The sequence below is a fragment of the Bifidobacterium eulemuris genome (assembly GCF_014898155.1).
GTDB classification, from domain to species: domain Bacteria; phylum Actinomycetota; class Actinomycetes; order Actinomycetales; family Bifidobacteriaceae; genus Bifidobacterium; species Bifidobacterium eulemuris.
The window spans coordinates 785097-806667 of the sequence record NZ_CP062938.1; the positions used below are offsets into that span (position 1 = coordinate 785097).

Here is a 21571-nt window from a genome sequence, read left to right on the forward strand (position 1 = left end):
TAAAAGAGTTGACATTACAATGACGAAATTGGAAAGGATGGAAACGTCCATGAGCAGCTATCAGGTCACCGTACGCCCTGGTGAGAAGTATTGGATTCTTGAGATTCCCGGCGTCGGCGTCACCCAGGCGCGCACCAGTCGGGAAATCGAGACGATGGCGCGCGATCTCATCGCGGTGATGACCGATGCGACGGATACATCGGCTGCGACGGATGTCGAATTGGAATTCACCATGCGGTTGCCGCAGTCGGTGCGGCATCACTTGGACGAGGCGCAACGATTGAGGGAACGCGAAGCCGAAGCCCGCGCGGCCGCCGCCCGCGAAACCCGAGCCGCCGTGCAGGAGCTGCACGGACTTGGACTGGCATTGCAGCAGATCGGCGACATCCTCGGCGTATCCCGCCAACGCGCGCACCAATTAGTGAACGCGTAGGTCGATCACCAACTGGGGCGGAGCGTCCGCGCCAGCGCCGTCGCCACCTTCGCGCTCCAGCCGCGCCGTCAGGGACATCCCCATGGATTGGGCCAGCGATTGGGCGACCGAAAGACCCAATCCGGAACCACCGGACGAACGGGCGTCATCGGCTTGGTAGAACCGGGCGAATAACCGGTCCGGGTCAAGATTCTCCGCAGCCCGTCCATCCACGGCGTTGGAGAAGGAGACGACTCCCCCGCGCTGGACGATCGTCGGCGCGCCCACGCCATGACGCAACATGTTGACGACCAGATTATCGACGACACGCACCAGCGCGGCCCTGTCCGCCTCGACCGCGAACGCCTCGACCGCGAAATCCACGACCGGTTCCCAGCCGCGCTCCTCGAATTCGGGGTAATGCCCCACCAGAACGTCGGCGACCAGTGAATGCACGGCCACGGATGCGATGTCGAGCGCCCGATCGGGGTCGTTGGCGCGCGCATAGGAGAACAGCTGGTCAAGCAGATCACGCATATCGCCCAGACGGTTGAGAGCCGCGGTCAAATGCCGACCGGTCTGCGACATATTCACGAACCCGGCAGGACTATCGTCATCATTACGGAGCGTCACCGTCGCGTCTTCGCTTCGTTCGACGGAATCGGGTTTGATTGCGTCTCCATGGGACGAAACGGCATAATGCTTGCCGGCAAGATCATCCAGCGCGAGTTGGATATGGCCCTGCGCGCCCATCAGCGGCGTGCGCACATCGTGGGCGAGGGCCGACATGCCCCGCTGGAACTCCTGCCGTTCACCGATCGATTGGATACGTTCCGCTTGAATCTCATCGAGTGCGGCATTGATCGAAGCGGCCAGATCGCTCCATGATTTTCCCGGCATACGCACATCCAGACGGGCGTTGCCGTCGGACGGGCGATGCGCGAGGAACCGCGCCGCACGCCGATGCTCATGGGCGACCACCGCCGCCACGCCAAGCACGCCGCACGCGATTCCCGCAATCAACGCCAGCACATATCCCATACGCCCATCCTAACCACCGCAAGACATTCCGCCCGCTTCAGCATGAGATTCCTCGACTCCGCTACGCTCCGCTCGGGATGATGGACACAGTCTGTTTTCTTCGTCATCTCGAGCGGAGCGTAGCGGAGTCGAGAGATCTCAGCACACGTCGCGGCGACGGTTGACCAGCACCGCGGCACCGCCGGCGAGCGCGACCCATCCGGCGAAGGCAATCAGCGCATGCAACCACACCGGCATGCCGCCGATCGTGGCAGTGGCGGCGAGCTGCGAGAAATTATATGAAGGCAGCCATTCCAGCACGGTCTCGAACCATGGCGAGTCCGGCTTGTCGAGCATTTGCGCCGCCGTGGTCATCACCATGTCCACAGGCCCCATGGGCTGCACCGCGATCGCCGCGAAAACACCCACGACTCTGTTGCGGCTCAGCCAGGTGACGAAGGCCACGACGGTCGCCATCGCGAACACGCCCAGCATCACCAATCCCACGAAGGCGAAGTAGATGCCCCAGTCCTCCCGCTGGTCATAGCGGAATCCCAAGATGGCGAATCCGATCTCCGCGGATACGATGTACACCATCGTGTGCCACACCGTCAGCGCCGCCAGCGTCAACAGTTTGCCGACGTAGTAGCCTCCCATATGCCGTCCTGCGGCAAGGTTGTTGACGAAGCCGGTCTCGAAGTCCTCGTTGACGACCAGCACCGCGAAAATCAGCGTCAGGAAGCTCAGCGTGGTCGTGGTGATGCCCAGTTCGCTGAGCATCATGACGTGGCTGTCGAAGCGCATGGTGGCGAACATCGCGGTATCGGCATCGAATTCGCCTTCCACATGGCGGACCATATAGAAGCTCAAGGCGGTCAGGCCAATATTCATCACGGTGATCAGCGCGGTCATCATCCACAGTTTGCGTCCGTGAATCAGGCGGTACATATCGGATTTGAATAAGTTGATCATCCTCTGCCCACTTTCCTTTCGTGTTCTCTTCGCGACCGCTCACCGCGCCGACGGTTCCATCAGCGACACAAAATAGTCCTCCATGTCTTTGGCCTGCCTCGACATCTCCCGAACCTCCTGACCGTGTTCGTGCAGAATCGCGGCTATTCGATCGGCGCTGAACGCGCCGGAGACGATGATGGAGCCGTCCGGCTCGGCGACGAAGCGAACGCCGTCCGCGCCGATCGCATCCTCGAGTAACGCCAGGCTTTTCGCGGGTTCGGCGGTGCGCACGCGAAGGCTTTGGCCGCATTCTCGCTCCACGTCGCCGGCGGTCATCTCGCGCGTCATACGTCCGCTTGCGATCACGCCGTAATGCGTGCACATACGTTCCAGCTGGTCGAGCACATGCGAGCTGATCACGATGGTGATGCCGCGGGTCTGGTTGAGTTCCACCAGAGAGTTGCGCATGGCCCGTGCCGCTTCGGGGTCAAGTCCGTTCAACGGTTCGTCGAGCAGCAGCAGATCCGGGCCTCCCAACAACGCCAAGGCGATACCGAGGCGTTGCTTCATGCCCAGCGAGAAGCCTTTGATCGGTTTACGACCGGTCTCGCCGAGTCCCACCTGCGCCAACAGATCACGGCAGGCGGTTTTGGGCTTGGTCACGCCGAACGCGATCGCCTGCGTCATCATCATGTCGTAGGCGTTCAGATTCGGCAGCAGGCCCGGATGCTCGATCAGCACGCCAATGCGCCGCACGTCGGGCGTCTGCCCACCGAACAGCGTGATCTCCCCGTCGGTCGGCGTCACCAGTCCGGCGATCATCTTCATCACCGTGGATTTTCCGGCGCCGTTCTTGCCGACGAATCCGTAGATCGCGCCTTGCGGCACATGCATCTCGAAGCCGTCGATCACCCGTCTGCCCGCGTATCGCTTGGCGAGTGCGCGAATCGCCACCACTTCCATAGCCGTCGCTCCATTCATATCGCGTTCATTGCCGATGGTTTCACGCTACGGTGCGTTTCTTGCGCAATCAGCGCCACTTTCTTACCAAAGTGTGATGTTTCCAGCCTGCTGAACGAACGCTTTTTGAGTTTGGTGTGTCTGACTTTCGAGACAAAACCGCATCAAACGATTGCTGTCGCAATGGCAGCGTTCACATAGACGTTTTCTCCGCACCACGACACACCAAACTCCGCATCGGGTTATTCGACGGCCAATTTGACGCCCAGACCCCAGACGGTGCGAATGTAGGAGTCCGTGCCGGAGGCTTTGAGTTTGGCGCGGATCTTCGAGATATGCGCGGTGACGGTGTTGTCGTCGATCAGATACGATTCGCCCCAGCACAGCTCGTACACCTGTTGTTTGGTGAACACCTGGTTGGGGTGGGCGGCCAGCAGTTCGACGATGTTGAATTCGATGTTGGTCAGCGGCACCGGTTCGCCGTCGACGGTGAACGCTCTGGCGGCGGAGTCGATCGTCCATCGTCCGCGGACCATACGACCGCCGTCGCCGTCTCGCGCGGGTGCCGCGCCCGGGGCCGCGCCTCTTACGGCATAGGATCGGCCGCGCAGCTGGGATTCGACGCGGGCGGCGAGTTCATCGAGATCGAAGGGTTTGACCAGATAGTCGTCCGCGCCCATCGCCAGCACGGACACACGGTCGCCCACCGTGCCGCGCGCGGAGATCACGATAATCGGCGCGCCGGAGCCATGCTCCCGCAGGTCGGCGATCAGTCGTTCACCTGGAACGCCAGGGAGCATCAGGTCGGTGACGATCAGGTCGAAGGATTCACGCTCCAGCACCATGCGCGCCTCGGAGCCCGAGTATGCGGACGTCATGCCGTATCCGGCGCGGGCGAGCCGAGCGCATACCACCTCATTGATGTCCGCGTCGTCCTCCACCACCAGAATTCGCGTGTCCGTCATCGCCGTCTCCTCCGACCCTCTCAAGGACGTCTCTCCCACAAGATTATGAGATCCCTCGACTTCGCTCAGGATGACGACGGACCGCTTTTCCAATTCGTGGGCTGGAAGTACCCTAGGGAGTTATGAAGCTTACTGACATCTCCCCCGCAATCGCATTGACCCCGCTTGACGGCCGCTACCACGCGCAGACCGCCGATCTCGTAGAATACCTGAGCGAACCCGCCCTGAACCGCGAGCGCATGCGCGTCGAGGTCGAGTGGATGATCCTGCTCGCCAACGGCTTCGAGGCCAACGGCAACCAGCCCATCGTCGAGGGCGTCAAACCCTTCACCGAAGCCGAGATCGCGTTCCTGCGCGCCATCCCCGAGAACTTCGGTGCCGAGGGCATCGCGGCCCATGCCGCGCACGAGGCCGTGACCCACCATGACGTCAAGGCCGTGGAATACTACATCGACGACCAGCTCGACAAGGCACCCGAAACCCTCGGTGCCGACACGCAGCTGCCGAACATCAAGACGCTCGTGCATTTCGCCTGCACCTCCGAAGACATCAACAACCTCTCCACCGCCCGTTGCGTCAAGGACGCGATGGAGCAGGTGTGGCTGCCGAATTTCGAGGCGATCATCGACCATCTCGCCGCCAAGGCCGAGGAATACCAAGACAAGGCCATGCTTTCGCTCACCCACGGCCAGCCGGCCACGCCGACGACGCTGGGCAAGGAGCTCGCCGTCTACGTGTACCGTCTGAACCGCCAGCTCAAGCATCTCAAGGCTCAGGAGTATCTGGGCAAGATCAACGGCGCGACCGGCACTTTCGGCGCGCATCTGGCCGCGCTGCCGAACGTCGATTGGGTGGCCGTCTCCCGCGAGTTCGTCACCAACCGCATGGGTTTGACCTGGAATCCGCTGACCACGCAGATCGAAAGCCATGACTGGCAGGCCGAGCTGTATTCCACGGTGGCGCACGCCAACCGCATCATGCACAACCTGTGCGTGGACGTGTGGATGTACATCTCACGCGGCGTGTTCGCGCAGGTGCCCGTCAAGGGCGCGACCGGCTCGTCCACCATGCCGCACAAGGTGAATCCGATCCGCTTCGAGAACGCCGAGGCGAATTTCGAGCTCTCCTGCTCATTGCTCGACACGCTCGCCGCCACGCTGGTCGAATCCCGTTGGCAGCGCGACCTGACCGATTCCACCACGCAGCGCAACATCGGCTCCGCGCTGGGCTACAGCCTGCTCGCCCTGAACAATCTCATGGGGGGCCTCAAGTCCATCCACCCGAACGACATCGTCATCGCGCGCGAACTCGACGAGAATTGGGAGGTGCTCGGCGAGCCGATCCAGACCGCCATGCGCGCCTGCGAGCTCAAGGGACTGCCCGGCATGGAGAAGCCCTACGAGAAGGTCAAGGAGCTGATGCGCGGCCACGAGATCAGCCAGAAGGATGTGGAGTCCTTCATCGATTCCCTCGCCTTCGACGAGGAGACCGCCGCCTATCTCAAGGCCCTCACCCCCGCCACCTACACCGGCGTCGCCGATCGGCTGGTCGCCTTCGACCGCTGACGTCCGTTGACGTCCGCCGACCGCACGCATAACCGACGCCATTGAGATCGCCCCACGCATCTCAATGGCGTTATGGCCCGCGGCTTCCGCACCCGGCCCATCTGAAATCCTCTGCATAAGGAGCAGTCTGTTCACAGCATGACGAACGGCATCGCAAGCAATCGACGCGCTTCGGCAACGACCGGATCCCCCGAGGAAGGGGCGGGGCCGCAGTCCACGCGTTCCACGGGCGGCGTGCATATCGATGACATCGCGCCGCGTCGCACCCGCGATTTCGGTGATCTGATGCGCGCGGCGCTGGCCGTGATCGTCGCGCTTGTCGCGGTGGTGTGCGCGGCCACGATGCGCGGCCTCACCTCGGGTGTGGAATCCGACGCGCATACCGCGGCGCAGGCCATTGAATGGCTGGCCGACGTGCCGTCGTCCGTGTTGCAGCAGCTGGCCACCATCGTGATCGTGGTGATGGTGCTCGCGCAACTGCTGCTTTCGCGCGAATGGTTTCAGGCCGCCGTTTCGGCCGTCGGCATGCTGGCCGGCTATGGCGCAATCTGGGGGATCTCCGCACTGATCAGCGGCAACGGTGGCCCGACGTTGGTCGCCGCGATGTCGTCCGCGGCGACCGCATACGGCATCGGACTGCTGCCGGACGTCTACGCGGGCATCGGCGCGTTCCTCACCGTCGCCGGCCCGCGCCGCATCCGCTCCACCGTCAAGTGGGCGTGGAATATGCTCTACGCGCTGGCCGCGATTATGGTGGTGCTGTCTTGGCATTCGGTGACGGGCATGATGGTGGCGCTGGCCACCGGCCGTATGATCGGCATGCTGATCCGCTTCGCCATCGGCACCCGCAACACCGGTGTGTGGGGCGAGCAGCTGGTGGTCGCGCTTAAAGGCATCGGACTCAACCCCGTCTCACTGGTGCGACGCCATGACCCCGTCGCCACCGGCAACGCCCTGACCGCCGTTCTGGACGACGATCTGGTCGAAGGTTCGCGCATCTACGATGTGGAGACCCGCAACGGCAGACGTTATCTCGTCTCCGTACTCGACGGCCAACGCCACACCGCCGGCTATCTCAAGCAGCTCTGGCAGTGGATGCGGTTCACCGGCGTCTCCATGCGCCGCGACCGTTCCACACGCGACGCCACCCAGCATCATCAGGCCATGCTGATGGGTCTGGAGCACGCGGGATTGCCGGTCTCACGCCCCTACGGCGTCGCTGACACCGAGGATTCCTCGGTGCTGGTGCTCGACGCCAACACCCAAGCGCTGCCGTGCAATCTCAACACGCTGACCAACGCCGACGCCACCGCCTACATGCGCTATCTCGACGTCGCCAACCGCCGCGGCTACACGCATCGCCGCATCACTCCGGACACGCTCGCCCGACTGGACGACGGCACGCCGATCATCGCCGGATGGCATAACGGCGACAACGCCTCGATGCCCGCCAACGTCGCATTGGACAAGGTGCAGATGCTCGCGCTGATGAGCGCGCTGATCGGCGTCGACCGCACCATCGAGGCCGCGCAGGTCGCCTGGGGACTCGACACGCTGGTCGAACTCGCGCCCTTCGTCCAAAAGGTCGCCGTCCCCTCCGACACCCGTGCGCTGCCCTCGTGGGATCGCCAGCTGATCGACCGCCTGCGCAAGCGGCTGCTCGCGCTGGGCCCGCAGGAGGCGGTCGAATCGATGGAACCCGTGGCGCTGGCCCGCTTCTCGCCGCGCTCGTTCATCGCGATGGCGCTGCTGATCGTGGCCGTGGCCGTGGTGTTCACCCAGCTCAAGCCGGACGAGGTAATCGCCGCGGTCACCAACGCACGACCGTCCATGGCCGCCTTCTGCCTGCTGCTCAGCGTCGTCGCTTGGCTTGGCTCGTCGCTGTCCCTGGGCGCGTTCATCGACCGCGACCGACGCAATGTCATGGGCGTGTTCATGTCGCAGGTGGCGGCCGGATTCGCTACCGTATCCATGCCGGCCGGCGTGGGTCCCTCGTTCGTGAACCTGCAGTTCCTGCGCCGCAGCGGCTACCGCAACACTCCCGCCACCGCCATCATCAGCGCGGTGCTGGTGGTGTATTACGTGGTGTATGTGATGATGCTGGTGGTCATCGGCCTGTTCACCGGACGTGACATGCTCTCCGGCATGATCCCCACCAATACGCTGATCATCGTGCTGGGCGTGGTGGTGATCGTCTGTTCGGTGGCGATGATGATCCCGCCGGTTCGCCGGTTGATCGCACGCAGGCTGGTGCCCATCGTCAAGTCGTATACCAGTCAGTTGTGGGATGTGCTCTCCCAGCCCCGCGCGCTGGCGTGCAGCGCCATCGGCGTGCTGATCCAGAATGTGGCGCTTGGCTTGGCGTTCTGGGCGGCGCTGCTGGCGTTCGGCACCACCACGAATCCCATCGAGACGATGTTCGTGTTCATGCTCGCCAACGCGCTCGGTTCGGCCGTGCCCACGCCGGGCGGTCTAGGCGGCGTGGAGGCGGCATTGACCTTCGCGTTCGTGGCCGTGGGCGTTCCCCAAGGCGTGGCTCTGTCGGCCACGCTGCTGTACCGCGTCGTGTTCTACTGGCTGCGTATTCCGTTGGGAGCGTTGGCGATGCGGTGGCTTGCGAGACGCAATCTCGTCTGATTTTGCCCTTCAAGGGGCATGTAGGGGCCAAAACCTGTGATTATGCGGCAAAAACCCTTACGCAATGCGGGTTTTCGGTAGACCGTGCGCTAATATCATTGATTGACGATGGACCTTGCAACGAATAGAGCGGGTCCCCGGAAACAAAGAAGGATGCTTTATGGCATACAACAAGTCTGATCTCGTCTCGAAGATCGCTCAGAAGTCCAACCTGACCAAGGCCCAGGCCGAAGCCGCCGTCAACGCTTTCCAGGATGTGTTCGTCGAGGCCATGCAGTCCGGCGAAGGCCTGAAGCTGACCGGCCTCTTCTCCGCTGAGCGCGTCAAGCGCGCCGCCCGCACCGGCCGCAACCCCCGCACCGGCGAGACCATCAACATCCCGGCTTCCTACGGTGTCCGTATCTCCGCCGGCTCCCTGCTCAAGAAGGCCGTCACCAAGTAAGATCGGCCAGTTTGGCATCGTCTACTGACGTATAGCAAAATCCCCCCGATTCTATGTGGACTCGGGGGGATTTTCCGTTGTCGGCGATCTCAGCCCAACGCACGCCTTGCTCCGTATTGTCATCCTGAGCGGAGGCCGTAGGCCGGAGTCGAAGGATCTCATGACCTTTGGTATTGCAAGTTATGAGATTCTTCGACTACGCACTTCGTGCTTCGCTCAGGATGACGTAGGGAAGGTATGGCTTCACCTCCCTCAGGATGACGAGGTATGGCTTCGATCAGCCCAACGAACGCATCATGCGGAGGTATTCCTCGGTGGGTTCGGCGCGGAACGGGTCGAGCAGCGCGACCTCGTGGCGTTCCGGAGCGTTGATCGTCAGCCGCGTCCAATCGCAGGAGAACTGCGCGCCGGAGTTCAGCGCCGCACCGACGAACGCGCCACGCAACGCGGCCCTGGTATCCGCAGGCGGCTCGCTCATCGCGCGGAACGCGGTCCCATCATCCACCAGAACGCGCATCTGGCCGCGGGCGAGCAGCGACTCGTAGACACGGCCATTGGCCACGTCGTGATAATCCAGTTCGAGATGTTCCAGCTGCGTGCGGTCTATTCCCGGATGCCGGGCCTCAAGCGCCGCGAACAAGCGCCGTTTCGCCGCCCAATCCACACGGTCGGCGAGCGCGTCGAAATCACCGGATTCCAGCACGTCCAACGTTTCGCGCCACTGCTCCAACACATGCGACGCATCGTTCACTTCGTTCAGCTCATCCGCGTGGTCGGCGGCGAAGGCTTCGACCACGCTCAGGTACTTCCGCTGCATGACCAACGGCGACATCATGCCGTCGGCGGTCTCCAACGCGATATCGCCGCGCATCAAGTACCGGCTGACGGCGCGGTTCGCCGCGGCCGGATCGGCCAGCGCCATCGGCTCGAATCCCGACGGTTCGCCCGCGCGCGCGGCGTGCTCCATCACGCACAGCACCAGATGCGTGGTGGCGAGCTTCATCCATGTGGCCCACTGCGAACGGTTGGAGTCCCCGATGATCACGTGCAGGCGGCGGAAGCTGTCCGGGTCGGCGTGCGGTTCGTCGCGTGTGTTCACCATGGGTCTGGCGCGCGTGGTGGCCGAGGAGACGGCCTCGTCGAGGAAATCCGCGCGCTGCGTGATCTGCAATCCCTCGTCGGTGACCCGACCAGCGCCGGTGAACAGCTGGCGGGTTATGAGGAACGGCAGCAGCTCGCGTTCCACATTCTCCAACGGCACGAAACGGCGCACCAGATAGTTCTCATGGCAGCCGAAGGCGTGACCGGCCGAGTCCACGTTGTTTTTGAACACGTGGATGGCGGCGTTCGCGCCATGCGATTCGCGTAGTCGTTCCTGCGCCTGCATGGCGAGCCGGCGCATCACGCGCTCCCCCGCCAGGTCTTGGATCAGCGCGTTCATCGGGTCGCGCGCTTCGGCGGTGGCGTATTCCGGATGCGAGCCGACGTCGAGGTACAGCCGCGACCCGTTGGTCAGATAGGTGTTGGTGGAGCGCGAACGCGAAACGACCGGCTGGAACATCGTCATCGCCACCTGCCCCGCGTCCACGGGTTTATCCGCACCGGTGACGGATACGCCATATTCGGTTTCCACGCCGAAAATACGGCAGAACCCGTTCATCGCGGCGGATGATACGGGTTCCTGTGCGTTCGCGCTGGTGGAGCTGTCGCGCAGCTGCGGCATCACTCGCCGCCTTTCTGCACGAAGCTGCTCACGTATTCCTCGGCGTTGGTGGCCAAGGTCGATTCGATGTCGTCGAGCACCGCGTCCAACGCGTCGAGTTGATCGCTTGTCTCCTGCGATACGACCGCCGTGGACTCCTGTTCGGCGGCGGCTTCGGCCGCAGTCTGCGCCTGTTCAAATTCCTGAGGCATACGCCCTCCTCATTCCTGCTGGGTATGTGACGCAAGTCTAGCGCGGCCGTCGGGTTGGCGGCATGAATCGTCTCAGACGAGAGGCACACGACGGGATGCCACGGAACCGCATATTCCAGGGGTTTCCCGCCGTGGCCTCTTCTTTAAGCGTTGAGATCAGCTGAGATACTGTTTGAGATCGCGGTAGATCAGGCCGTTGGTGGCCACCACGTCGTTGTCGTGACGCCAGTGGATGTAGTCGCCGTTCCAACGATGCAGGGTGCCCTGCGCCTCCCACACCACCACGGTGCCGGCGGCGATGGCGGGGATATCCCAATCGTGCAGCATCGGCTCGAAATAGGCGTCGTAGGTGCCGTCCGCCACCTTGCACAGATCCAGCGAGGCGGGACCGACGCGTTTGATGTCGGCCGGACGTCCGGCCATGGCGACCACCGTCTCCAGCGCGCGCTTGGACTCCTCGGGGATGAACGACATGCCGTAGCTGATCACGGCGCCGTCCAAGGAGGGGGTCACCGAAGGCACGACCTTCTCGCGCTTCTCGCCGATCGAGCTGGTGCGGATGCGGATGGCGCCGGCGCCGCGGGCCGCCAGATAGGTCAGACCCAACGCCGGGGCGTGCACGACGCCGAGGATGGGCACGGGACGGCATTCCTCGTTGAATTCGAACAGCGCCGTAGTCAGCGACCATTCGCTCATATTGCGGATGAAGTTGATCACGCCGTCGACTTTGCCGATGTACCAGTAGCGCTGGCCGGGGCGGCTGGTCGCGGGACGCGCGCTCCAGAAGCCGTCGAAACGCATGGTGTCGGCGATGCGCGCGCTCACATAACGCAGCACGCGGGTGTCCGTCTCCACATGCTGGCGGCGGCCGTTGCTGATGTCGGGCAGATGCAGGTCATGGGGGTTCAGCTGATCCTGCAGGGCGTGTTTGCCGGCCTGTTCAAGAATCTTCGCGACCTGCATCGCCAGAGCGCGCAGGTCGTTGGGTGTTTCCTCTCTGGTTTCCATGGTTCAGGATTCTACCGGCTGCCGGTGATGTTCTAAACGGTCGAGGCGCGCGTCTCGGCGAGCCTGCGCAAGACCTGCACGGCCTGTTCGCATCGCTCCATCACAGGCTCACAATCCGCGCGCGTGAACGCTTCAGGATCGGCGGTATCCAACGAGAACAGATCCGAGGCAGGGCGCGGGGCGCGGCTGGCATTGCCGTAGGATTCGCCCGCCGACGCGGCGTTTTCGTCTCGTGCGGTCAGATGCGACCAGCTCGCCGCCACCATCTGCCCGGGATACCGGCGCACCATCATGGCACGCAGCCAGGCGCGCGTGTCCTCGGGCGGTTCGGCCGCCGCACGCGCCACCTCGCCGTCCGTCAGCACCCGTTCGGTGCGGGCGCGAAGCCGTTCGAACACACTGTCCGCGGGGTCGAGCGCCGCCCATTTCAAATCGATGGCGGCGATCCGCGGATCATTCCAACCGCTGCCCACAGACGTCGAGGATGCCGCAATCTTGCGCCGCAGCTTCTCCAACAGCTGCCATTTGAGCAGCCATTCCACACGCGAGGCCTCGTCGCTCATCGCAAGCCGTGCGTCGTCATCGGCATGGCGGATGGAGGCCGTGTCGGCGAGCGCCTGCCCCCACATCGCCATCACCGAGCGGGTGGCCCTGTCCGGCCATGCCGGCTCTCCGGCCGTATCGATGCCGTACGCGACCGCCGCCGCCTGATACACGGCCATACGCAACCGCACTTGGATGATCCACGCGGTGGTGGTTCCGCCGGATTCGAGCGGCAGTTCGGCCGCCAGAGACAGGTCGCGAGACACGGTATGCAGGGCCGCGACCGGATCGGCCAACGCGAGTTCGTCCAGCAGCGCGTCGAGTTCGAATCCGGTCTCTTCGGCATGTTCGAGCAGCCACAGCAGCATGGAAGTGACACCGAGTTTGAGCACCTGCGGCACTTCCATACGGTTCGCGTCGCCGACGATCACATGCAGACGGCGGCTGGCCGCGGGACCGTGCGGTTCGTCGCGCGTGTTGATGATCGGCCGGTCGAAGGTGGTTTGCAGGCCGATTTTCGACTGGATGTAGTCGGCCCGCTGGCTGATTTGGTAGCCGGGCGTTTCGCCACGCTCCCCCAGGCCCACGCGCCCCGAGCCAGCGTAGATCTGCCGGGAGACGAAGTGCAGGGTCATCAGGCGAGACACCTTCTCGAACGGCACCGAACGGCTCATCATGTAGTTCTCATGCGTGCCCCAGCTCGCGCCTTTGCCGTCCACGTTGTTGCGATGCAGCACGATGGGACGTTCGGCGGCGACGCTGGCGGCTTGGGCGGCGGCGAGCATCAGCCGGTCGCCGGCATGGTCGTACGCCACGGCTTCGAAGGGGTCGCGGGTCTCCGGCGCGGAATATTCGGGATGCGCGTGGTCCACGTAGATGCGTCCGCCGTTGGGGGCGATCACGTTGGTGATGTTGAGCTGCGGCTCGTCGGTGAGCATGTCGGGGCGGGCGGCGGCGCGGTCGAGACGGGTGCCGCGCGCGTCGTTGACCGGATCCTCCTGCCGGTAGTCCCAGCGGATATGCGCGGTGTTCGGATTGGACGCCGCCTTGACCACGTCGAACGACAACTGCACCGGCTGATAGTAGGCCACGCCCGGCTGCGACACCGCATATTCGGTTTCCGTGCCCATCACCCGTCTGACGCTCATCCCGCGTCCTCCTTCCCAAAGCATGCGACCAGCAAGGCCCGCTCCACCCGACTCAACTGCTCACACTATATAACCCGGTCATCCTGAGCGCAGGACATCAGGCCAGATGGAACCGTCATCGCGCATCACGATGATACGCGGATTGTCGAGGTCTTCGATATCCGTCTGTATGTGCGTCACCATGACGATGCATTTGCCTTGCCGTTCCAGCGCACGAATAACCGCCATCGCGTCGGCGCGGCTGGCCGGGTCCATGCCCTGCGTAGGTTCGTCGAACAGATACGCGTCCCTGCTCAACAGGCAGGTGCAGTAGAGCATGGTCGTCTGCCGTTCCCCGCCGGACAGACGCGCGCAAGGACTATCCCATATCGGCGTGAGATGCCGTTGCCGCAGCCGTCGCATCTCAACGGATTCAGACTCGCTCTCCCCGGCCGCCATGCCACGATACAACGCAACCATCTGACCCACCCTTAATCCGGCGAATCCATCGGCACGCTGCGTCAGATAGGCGACGCTCGGCGAACCATCGGGAACACGCGCCGATCGAACGGCCAACGCATCCAGCACCATCGTCTTTCCTGCACCATTGGCGCCGAGCAACACCGAGACTCCACTATCCCCAACCAAGCACCGCGATATCGCGTCCACCAGCGAAGCCGGTGCGGAGTGATGCCGCGCGATCGGCCTGATGTCAATCCCATACAGGCATACGGCACCGGCGACGGCGTATACCAAGCCAACCGCCGCGACCCAACACACATCCGACACGGCGAACGGCATCCCGCAAAGCATCGCCGTAACCGTGGCCATACCCGTCCACAACCATCGGATGGGATCGAGCATCATCGCCAACGGCACCCACAAGCCTCGCGCGGGAACACCGGCCAACACGAACATGCAGGCGATGGCGACACTCATGGCCATATTCGCCGTCTGCGGCGGCACACGCAGACGCAACACCGCCAAGCAAGGCGGAACGATGGCAACCCCAAGCAACGCGCCGACGAACGACAAGAGCACGAACCTCCCGTCCAGCGCACGCATGGTCAGCTGCGCCACACAGACGAACACCACCGTCTGCGCGGCCAGTATCGTCACCTGCGCGCAGGCGTTGGCGAACAGCACCACACGCCATGATCCGGACGCATATGCCAGACGCTGCAGCGCGCCATCCTCCCTGAATACCAGCGCGCGAACCGCGACGCCGTTCCAAACTGAAACGAACACGATATACGACAGATATGCCGACAGTCCGTCCAACACCGCGAGCGGATCCACCGTCCTACCCGCATAGGCGATGTTGTTGATGACGAACAGTAGCGACGGCAAAACCAAGGTGATGACGAATCCAGCGAGATTATTGCGTTCCTCGGCAAGAAATGCCCGATACAGGGCAGAAAGTTTACGTATACCGTTGATGCCGCCCATCAGGCCCACCAGCGCTTCACCATGTCCTGGCATCCGCATGGAGCGACGCGCAAGGCCGCAGAGGCATGTGTATCCATGAGTTCCATTACGTTTCCTTATCGATCAATATCGAAGCGTTTCCCCGACAGCCTCATCAGACTAATGCGGATGCGTTCCTCCCAATGAGCGGATGTACGATTTTCATTACACCGGCGCTTGCACCCGGCGAACGGCCCATATAATCGTCCTGGGAAATGCGTCAGATGGGAATGGAATGGATGATGTCTGTGAATCGTTCGATATCACGACTGGGCATTATCGACAATGATCCGATGGCGCTTGCCGCCCTGTCCTCGTACATCAGAAAACGAGTTCCGGTCTCAAGCCTTTGGACCGCAAGCGACTCAAACGGTGGACTTGAACTGCACTTGCGCCAAAACGCGGATGTCCTCCTCGTCGATATGTCCATGCCCGATATGGACGGACCCTCACTAATCCGAAACATCCGGCAGCGTGACGGAAAAACCGTCATCATCGCGATGACTTCGTTCCCCGTATCCGAATACGCGCAGGACGCCGCCGACGCCGGAGCCCAAGCCATTGCGTCCAAACGATACCCCACACATATCATCGAGGTGCTTCGTTCCGCAGCGCGAGGGGAAGCGGTCATCTCGCACGATACGACCGTTCCGTTCGACACGGCGCAGGCAGCGCATCGGAGGATTCTTGCCGCCCGGCCAACCGGCTTTGAGCAATTGACCCACTTGGAGCGAGATATTCTGGAGTATTGCAGGCAGGGGTTCACTTCATCGCAAATCGGCCGGATGATTGACATGAACGCCGCAACGGTGAACACGCATCTCAAACGGGCCTGTTGCAAAGTAGGGGCCCGCAACCGCGTGCATCTGGTCGCCCTTTGGCTACAGCACAACCCACCGAGAAGATAGCTTTTCCATGCGAGACACATACCTTCCGTCGAACACAGTTGGGGTTGTTATGGGAAAAGGGACACTTTGGGCTCTGGCGTTGGCGCTGTTGGGAGTCCAAACGCTTTCCGCGGCGCTTGCGGGATTCGAGACATGGCTGAGCGTAGCGGCCCTCATCATATTTGACATATTGACCTTGCTGATTCCCGCAAAGCCGAAGGCGGTATGCCCGCTCATTGCCATATGTTGGGGGCTGGCGCAACTGCTTCCCAGATTCGATGGCGCGGTCTATGCCATCACCGCGTACAGCGCGGTCTCCTTGCTGTTCGCCAACATGCCGGTCGCCTATCCGTTTGGCGTGCTGGCTTCGACCTCACTGATACTGGCCGCCGACTATGCCGTGATCGCCATGCGTTATCCCGCTCTGAGCGGCGAGGTATTATCGTCGGTGCTGCTCGCGGTTCTGGGCTTATCGGTGTCGGCCATCGTCGGACTGGCGATCAAACAATCGCACGCGGTTATCGACGCCCGCCGTCTGAAGGCGGAACTGGCCGTCAAGCAAGAACGACTGGCGCGTCTGCAACGGGACGCGGCGCTCGCCAGTCGTCTGCATGACGGGCTGTCCAACGATCTGTCCTACCTGCTCATGCACGCGGCAAACGAAATGGACAACGCCGAATCCGAACAGCAACGGGCGGCTTGGCGGAGCGTCATCGACCGCGTGGACAAATCGTTCGCGACAACGCATACCATCATCGACGTGCTGCGCGTATCCGCATCGGCGCGGCCCACAGACGAGCACCCTAGTGATGGGACCGCTGGTCAAACCGACCATGACGGGTCCATCCGCACGGAAGCATTCATCGAGCAGGTGAACACAGCAGTAGCCCGCAATACGACAGAGCTCGACGGACTGGGATTCCATGGGTCGAACTCGCTCACCGCCACGCGGGACCGGAACGCGTTGGTGGATGGTAGCGTGGCCGACGAAGCGTTGCGCCTGATCGATGAACTGTTCGCCAATATTCGCCGCCATTGCGACACGTCGGAGGATTACTCCTGCGAAATCGTCATAGACGGAGCATCAATCGCCATCACGCAGATGAACACGCTACGGCATTCGCAGCATCACGCCGTCATCGGCCCGTCCGGCAAAGGATTGGACATGCACCGGTCGGCCGCCGCACGATTCGGCGGCACGCTCGACACCTCGCACGAGGACGAAGTATGGATCACCCACGTGGTTCTGCCGCTCCGCCCAGCGTCATCCTGGCGGAACACACAACCTCTCCACCCACCGTCATCCTGAGCGAAGGCCGTAGACAACACACCCCCGTCATCCTGAGCGAAGCGCGTAGCGCGTAGTCGAAGGATCTCTTCGCCACAAATCAGTATGAGATGCTTGCGCCTCGCTACGCTCCGCTCAGCATGACGGAGAAGGGCCGCTCCGCTCCACAGAGCGGAGGCCTAGGTCAGGCGGCGACGGAACGGATGCGGGAGACTCGGCCGGCATCCATGCCGTTGACGCGGGCCCATTGCGCGGGGTCGGCGTCGAGCACGGAATCGCGCGTCTCGCGGAATTCCTCTTCTACGGCGGCGGCGAGCAGGTCCACATCCAATGCCACGTCGGAGCCTGACGTGATGGAGGCTTTGACGGCCCGTGTTTTGGCCCGGTCCACGATGTTCTTGAGCATCGCGCCGGAGACCACGTCGGCGAGGAACAGCGCGGACCATTGGCCGTGTTCGTCGCAGATGTCGGCCAGCTGGCGGCGTTCGTCGCGCGCGTAGATGTCATGCGCCAGCACGCCGGCGAGCGCGGCCGCGTCCAGGCCGGATTGCAGGGGCAGATCGTCGGTGAGGTAGTGGCGGATGATGGAAACCGCCTGTTCCGCGTCGGGACGGTCCACGCGGATCTTCACGTCGAGCCGCCCGGGGCGCAGCACGGCGGGGTCGATCATGTCCACGCGGTTGGAGGCGCCGATCACCATCACGTTGGCGAGATTCTCCACGCCGTCGAGTTCGGCGAGGAACTGCGGCACGATGGTGGTCTCCACATCGCTGGAGACGCCGGAGCCGCGCGTGCGCAGCAGCGAGTCCATCTCGTCGATGAACACGATGACGGGCCGTCCGTCGGCGGCGCGTTCGCGGGCGCGTTGGAAGATCTGGCGGATCAGACGTTCGGATTCGCCGACGAATTTGTTGAGCAGTTCGGGGCCTTTGACCGACAGGAACACGCCCGTGCCGTCGCCGCTGCCTTCGCACAGCGCGTTGGCGATGGCTTTGGCAATCATCGTTTTGCCGTTGCCGGGAGGGCCATAGAGCAGCACGCCTTTGGGCGGTTGCAGATTGTAGCGTTCGAACAGCGCGCGATGCAGGAACGGCAGTTGCACGGCGTCGCGGATGCGTTCGATTTCGGCGTCGAGGCCGCCGATGTCGGCGAAGGAGACGTCCGGGGTCTCCTCCAATACCAGATTCTGGTCGTCCTCGGCGGGCAGGAGTTCCAGCGCCAGACGCACGGACGGGTCGACGATTACGCGGTCGCCCTGCCGCATGGCGGCGTTCGCCAACGCGCTGGACCGGCGCACCACAACGGGATTGCCGCCGCCATCCTGCACGACGATGCGGCCATCGTCCACAATCTCACGGATCGTGCGGATCTGCCCCACGGTATCGACGTCGCGCTGCTCGACCAGCACCATCTGCTCGTTGAGCACCACGGTCGCGCCGGAGCGCAACCGTTCGGCGTTGAGATTCGCGGCGACCGGCACGACGATACGGCGCGTGCCCGCGATCACCTCCGCCGACGCGTGCTGGACGCCCTGCTCGTCGGTTGTGGCGCGGTCGATTTTGACCATGGTGGCGAAGGTCAGCGGCGGCTGGGCGATCTGCGCCAGCTGGGCCTTGGCCTTGGCGAGTTCCTTGCCGGCGCGGTTCAGCGCCTGCGCCAATGCGTGGTTCTTCTCGCGCAGACGGTCGTAGTCGGCCGCCATTTCGGTGTCAGTCATCGCTCTCCTCGGTGCCTTCCGTCGCGTCGGCCTGTGCGGCCGCGCGTCTGTTCAGCACCACACTACGCACTTTGCGCGCCGCATACCATACGATGACCACAACCACGGCGGCGATGACCACATCCTCGAACACGCCCAACGCGCCTTGGATCGAACACCACTGGTCGCCGAGCAGATATCCGGCCGAGACGAGAATCGTGTTCCACACGGCCGAACCGAGCAGCGTCCAGCCTGTGAATTGCAGGAAGTTCATACGGTTGAAGCCGGCGGGAATGGAGATCAGCGAGCGCACCACGGGAATCACACGGCCGAGCAACACCGACCAGGTGCCGTACTTGGTGAACCAGTCGTTCGCTTTGCCCACGTCCTTGCGGCTGACGCCGGGGATTTTGTCGGCGGCGCGGTTGATGCGCCGCAATCCCACCCAACGGGAGATGCCGTACAGCGCCCATGCGCCCAAGACGGAGCCGATGGTGGCCCAGATGATCGCCTCGATCAGATTGAGCGAACCGCGAGCCGCGGTGAATCCGGCCAGCGGCAGAATCACCTCGCTGGGAATGGGTGGGAAGACGGATTCCAAGGCGATGGCGAACGCGACGCCGAGGCCTCCGACCGTCTCCATCAACCCCACCAGCCAATCGGTGATCGCGCCTATCAGGCCGCTGCTTTCCGTGGTGCAGATCGGGGCCGGTGTGGCGTTGGCGAGGACGAAAGCTGAGGAAGCGGAAAAAACCATACCCGCCATTGTCCCAATGTTTTCCGACAATCAAAAGCATGTCCGAAGAATATGCGCAGTTTGTTGACGAGACGCCCTCCCCCGACCAGTACTTTGCACCCCCTACGCTGTCGAAACCCGGCCTACTGGTGATGGATGTGGATTCGACACTGATCGACGAGGAGGTCATCGACGAACTGGGCGAGGCGGCGGGTTGCGGCGAGCGGATCGCCGAGGTGACCGAGCGGGCGATGCGCGGCGAATTGGAGTTCTGCGAGGCGTTGCGCGCACGCGTGGCGCTGCTGGAGGGGCTGGATGTGTCGGTGTTCGACGCGGTGCGCGAACGCATCCACTTCACCACCGGCGCGTTGGAGCTGATCGACACGCTGCACGAGCATGGCTGGAAGGTCGGCGTGGTCTCCGGCGGATTCCATGAGGTGGTGGATCATCTGGCCGAAGAGGCTCATATCGACTATTGGATGGCGAACCGGCTGGAAGTGGTGGACGGACGTCTCACCGGACGCGTGTTGGGCGAGATCGTCTGCAAGACGGTCAAACTGCATGCCTTGCGCGAGTGGGCGCGGCGGTGCGGCGTGCCCATGGCCCAGACCGTGGCGGTGGGCGACGGCGCGAACGACATCCCGATGATCCAGGCCGCCGGATTGGGCATCGCCTTCTGCGCCAAGCCGAAAACACAGCTCGCCGCGCCCGCCGCCATCAACGAACGCGACCTGCGACTGGTGCTCGACCACCTCGATTAACGCCCTTTTCGAGTTTGGTGTGTCGAGCTGTTGGGCCTTGGCCAAGTAGAACGATTGATTCTCGAGTTTGGTGTGCGAAATCGGTCTGATCGCGCGAAACCGGCACACCAAACTCGTTGTGACTCCGTTTGGAGGAGGCAAAACGTTCGATGACAGGCACGGTGTGTGCGATCTCGCGGGTCAGACGCAGTAGGCGGCGTCGGCCAGACGCGCGCCTCGCGCCCAGTCGGCGGCACGCATGGACTTCTTGCCCTGCGCCTTGACCTCGAGCAGCTCCAACGGCGTGGTGCCGGTGCCGACCCATACGTTTTTCTTGCCCGCGTGAATCGCACCGGCGGCAAGATCAGCCGGAGTGTTGGGATTGTCCAGGTCGGCGGGACGCGCCGCCAGCACGTGCAGGGTCGCGCCCGCGCCACTCGCGCCATCCCCATCATCCGCGGCATCCTCGCCATCCGTGCCATCGGCGTGCAGCACGCACCATGCTCCGGGTGCGGGCGTGCAGGCGCGGACCTGCCGATCGATGGATTCCACATCGTTGGCGAAATCGATATGCGCGTCCTCGGTGGTGATCTTATGCGCGTATTCCACGCCCTCATCCGGCTGAGGCGTGAATACGGCGGTTCCCTCCCCCACGGCGGCCAGCGCTTCCACGTACATCGGCGCGCCGTCGGCCGCCAGACGGTCGAGCAGTTCGCCGGAGGTCTCGCGTCCGGTGAGCTCCACACTCATCGAAGCGATGACAGGACCGTCGTCCAAGCCTTCGCCGACTTTGAACACGTCGGCGCCGCAGGTGGCGTCGCCCGCCCAGATGGCACGCTGCACGGGGGCCGCGCCGCGCCACTTGGGCAGATTCGAGAAGTGCAGGTTGTACCAACCGAGCGGCACCGCGTCGAGCACCGGTCGGGGCAGGATGTTGCCGTAGGCGATCACGGCCGCGATGTCCGCGTTCAACGCGCGCAAGGCCTCGAGGAATTCGTCGCTGCGGGGCTTGAGGTCGATTACCGGCACGCCGAGTTCGAGCGCCGCGGCTTTGACCGGGCTGGGCATGAGCTTGCGGCCGCGCCCGGTGGGGGCGTCGGGGCGGGTGATCACGCCGACCACTTCGAAACGCGGGTCGGCGGCGAAGGCCTTCAGGGACGGCACCGCCACGTCGGGCGTGCCGGCGAACACCAGTCTGAGCATAATTCTC

Annotated in this window: 18 protein-coding genes and 1 pseudogene; 7 read left to right on the plus strand and 12 right to left on the minus strand. The window is 63.3% G+C overall.

Features of this window, described 5'->3' with window-relative positions; genetic code table 11:
• The first annotated feature begins 49 nt into the window (after positions 1-49).
• On the plus strand, positions 50-433 hold the full coding sequence (locus BE0216_RS03460) for a hypothetical protein (protein ID WP_094636908.1): 384 nt from the start codon (positions 50-52) through the stop codon (positions 431-433).
• On the opposite strand, the gene BE0216_RS03465 is transcribed toward BE0216_RS03460, so the two are convergent.
• The 4 genes from BE0216_RS03465 to BE0216_RS03480 form a co-directional block, all read right to left on the minus strand.
• On the minus strand, positions 419-1453 hold the full coding sequence (locus tag BE0216_RS03465) for a sensor histidine kinase (RefSeq protein WP_211279930.1): 1035 nt from the start codon (positions 1451-1453) through the stop codon (positions 419-421). The two genes, BE0216_RS03460 and BE0216_RS03465, sit on opposite strands and share 15 nt — an antisense overlap.
• A 138-nt stretch (positions 1454-1591) precedes the next feature.
• A complete protein-coding gene (locus BE0216_RS03470) occupies positions 1592-2404 on the minus strand; it encodes a hypothetical protein (protein ID WP_094636907.1) in 813 nt (270 codons plus the stop codon).
• A gap of 39 nt (positions 2405-2443) precedes the next feature.
• Positions 2444-3367, minus strand: coding sequence for an ATP-binding cassette domain-containing protein (locus BE0216_RS03475; RefSeq protein ID WP_211279929.1), 924 nt, complete (start codon positions 3365-3367; stop codon positions 2444-2446).
• Between the two features lie 221 nt (positions 3368-3588).
• Positions 3589-4311, minus strand: a complete 723-nt coding sequence (locus tag BE0216_RS03480; RefSeq protein WP_094636905.1) for a response regulator transcription factor — start codon at positions 4309-4311, stop codon at positions 3589-3591.
• Positions 4312-4433: 122 nt separating this feature from the next.
• On the opposite strand from BE0216_RS03480, the gene purB reads away from it, so the two are divergent.
• From purB to BE0216_RS03495, 3 genes are all read left to right on the plus strand, one after another.
• Positions 4434-5876, plus strand: coding sequence for an adenylosuccinate lyase (gene purB, locus BE0216_RS03485; RefSeq protein WP_094636904.1), 1443 nt, complete (start codon positions 4434-4436; stop codon positions 5874-5876).
• A gap of 138 nt (positions 5877-6014) precedes the next feature.
• Entirely contained in the window at positions 6015-8513 is a 2499-nt protein-coding gene (locus BE0216_RS03490) for a lysylphosphatidylglycerol synthase transmembrane domain-containing protein (RefSeq protein ID WP_094636903.1), read from the plus strand.
• A 160-nt stretch (positions 8514-8673) separates the two neighbouring features.
• Positions 8674-8955, plus strand: a complete 282-nt coding sequence (locus tag BE0216_RS03495; RefSeq protein ID WP_072726362.1) for an HU family DNA-binding protein — start codon at positions 8674-8676, stop codon at positions 8953-8955.
• Between the two features lie 277 nt (positions 8956-9232).
• Here the strand turns inward: BE0216_RS03495 and pafA are convergent, their stop codons facing one another.
• The 5 genes from pafA to BE0216_RS03520 form a co-directional block, all read right to left on the minus strand.
• Complete coding sequence (gene pafA, locus BE0216_RS03500) at positions 9233-10678, minus strand: Pup--protein ligase (protein ID WP_094636902.1); 1446 nt, start codon at positions 10676-10678, stop codon at positions 9233-9235.
• Positions 10678-10869, minus strand: a complete 192-nt coding sequence (locus tag BE0216_RS03505; RefSeq protein WP_094636901.1) for a ubiquitin-like protein Pup — start codon at positions 10867-10869, stop codon at positions 10678-10680. Before BE0216_RS03505 ends, pafA begins: the two co-directional genes overlap by 1 nt.
• A 156-nt stretch (positions 10870-11025) precedes the next feature.
• A complete protein-coding gene (locus BE0216_RS03510) occupies positions 11026-11877 on the minus strand; it encodes an inositol monophosphatase family protein (protein ID WP_094636900.1) in 852 nt (283 codons plus the stop codon).
• Between the two features lie 32 nt (positions 11878-11909).
• Entirely contained in the window at positions 11910-13568 is a 1659-nt protein-coding gene (gene dop, locus BE0216_RS03515) for a depupylase/deamidase Dop (protein ID WP_094636899.1), read from the minus strand.
• 78 nt (positions 13569-13646) lie between these two features.
• Positions 13647-14996 (minus strand): ATP-binding cassette domain-containing protein, encoded by a 1350-nt coding sequence (locus BE0216_RS03520; protein WP_158217212.1) that lies wholly within the window; start codon positions 14994-14996, stop codon positions 13647-13649.
• Between the two features lie 257 nt (positions 14997-15253).
• On the opposite strand from BE0216_RS03520, the gene BE0216_RS03525 reads away from it, so the two are divergent.
• Entirely contained in the window at positions 15254-15922 is a 669-nt protein-coding gene (locus BE0216_RS03525) for a response regulator (RefSeq protein WP_158217211.1), read from the plus strand.
• A 49-nt stretch (positions 15923-15971) separates the two neighbouring features.
• Positions 15972-17210 carry a sensor histidine kinase gene (locus tag BE0216_RS03530; protein WP_143249306.1) on the plus strand — a complete coding sequence of 413 codons (1239 nt, stop codon included), beginning with the start codon at positions 15972-15974 and terminating at the stop codon, positions 17208-17210.
• A gap of 163 nt (positions 17211-17373) precedes the next feature.
• Here the strand turns inward: BE0216_RS03530 and arc are convergent.
• Together arc and BE0216_RS03540 are read right to left on the minus strand one after the other, a co-directional pair.
• Positions 17374-18894, minus strand: a pseudogene (arc, locus tag BE0216_RS03535) (proteasome ATPase); the annotation flags it as partial.
• 4 nt (positions 18895-18898) lie between these two features.
• A complete protein-coding gene (locus BE0216_RS03540) occupies positions 18899-19642 on the minus strand; it encodes a DedA family protein (RefSeq protein ID WP_094636894.1) in 744 nt (247 codons plus the stop codon).
• Positions 19643-19680: 38 nt separating this feature from the next.
• On the opposite strand from BE0216_RS03540, the gene serB reads away from it, so the two are divergent.
• A complete protein-coding gene (serB, locus tag BE0216_RS03545; RefSeq protein WP_169714265.1) occupies positions 19681-20382 on the plus strand; it encodes a phosphoserine phosphatase SerB in 702 nt (233 codons plus the stop codon).
• Positions 20383-20562: 180 nt separating this feature from the next.
• On the opposite strand, the gene fmt is transcribed toward serB, so the two are convergent.
• Entirely contained in the window at positions 20563-21564 is a 1002-nt protein-coding gene (fmt, locus tag BE0216_RS03550; protein WP_094636892.1) for a methionyl-tRNA formyltransferase, read from the minus strand.
• Between the last annotated feature and the right edge of the window lie 7 nt (positions 21565-21571).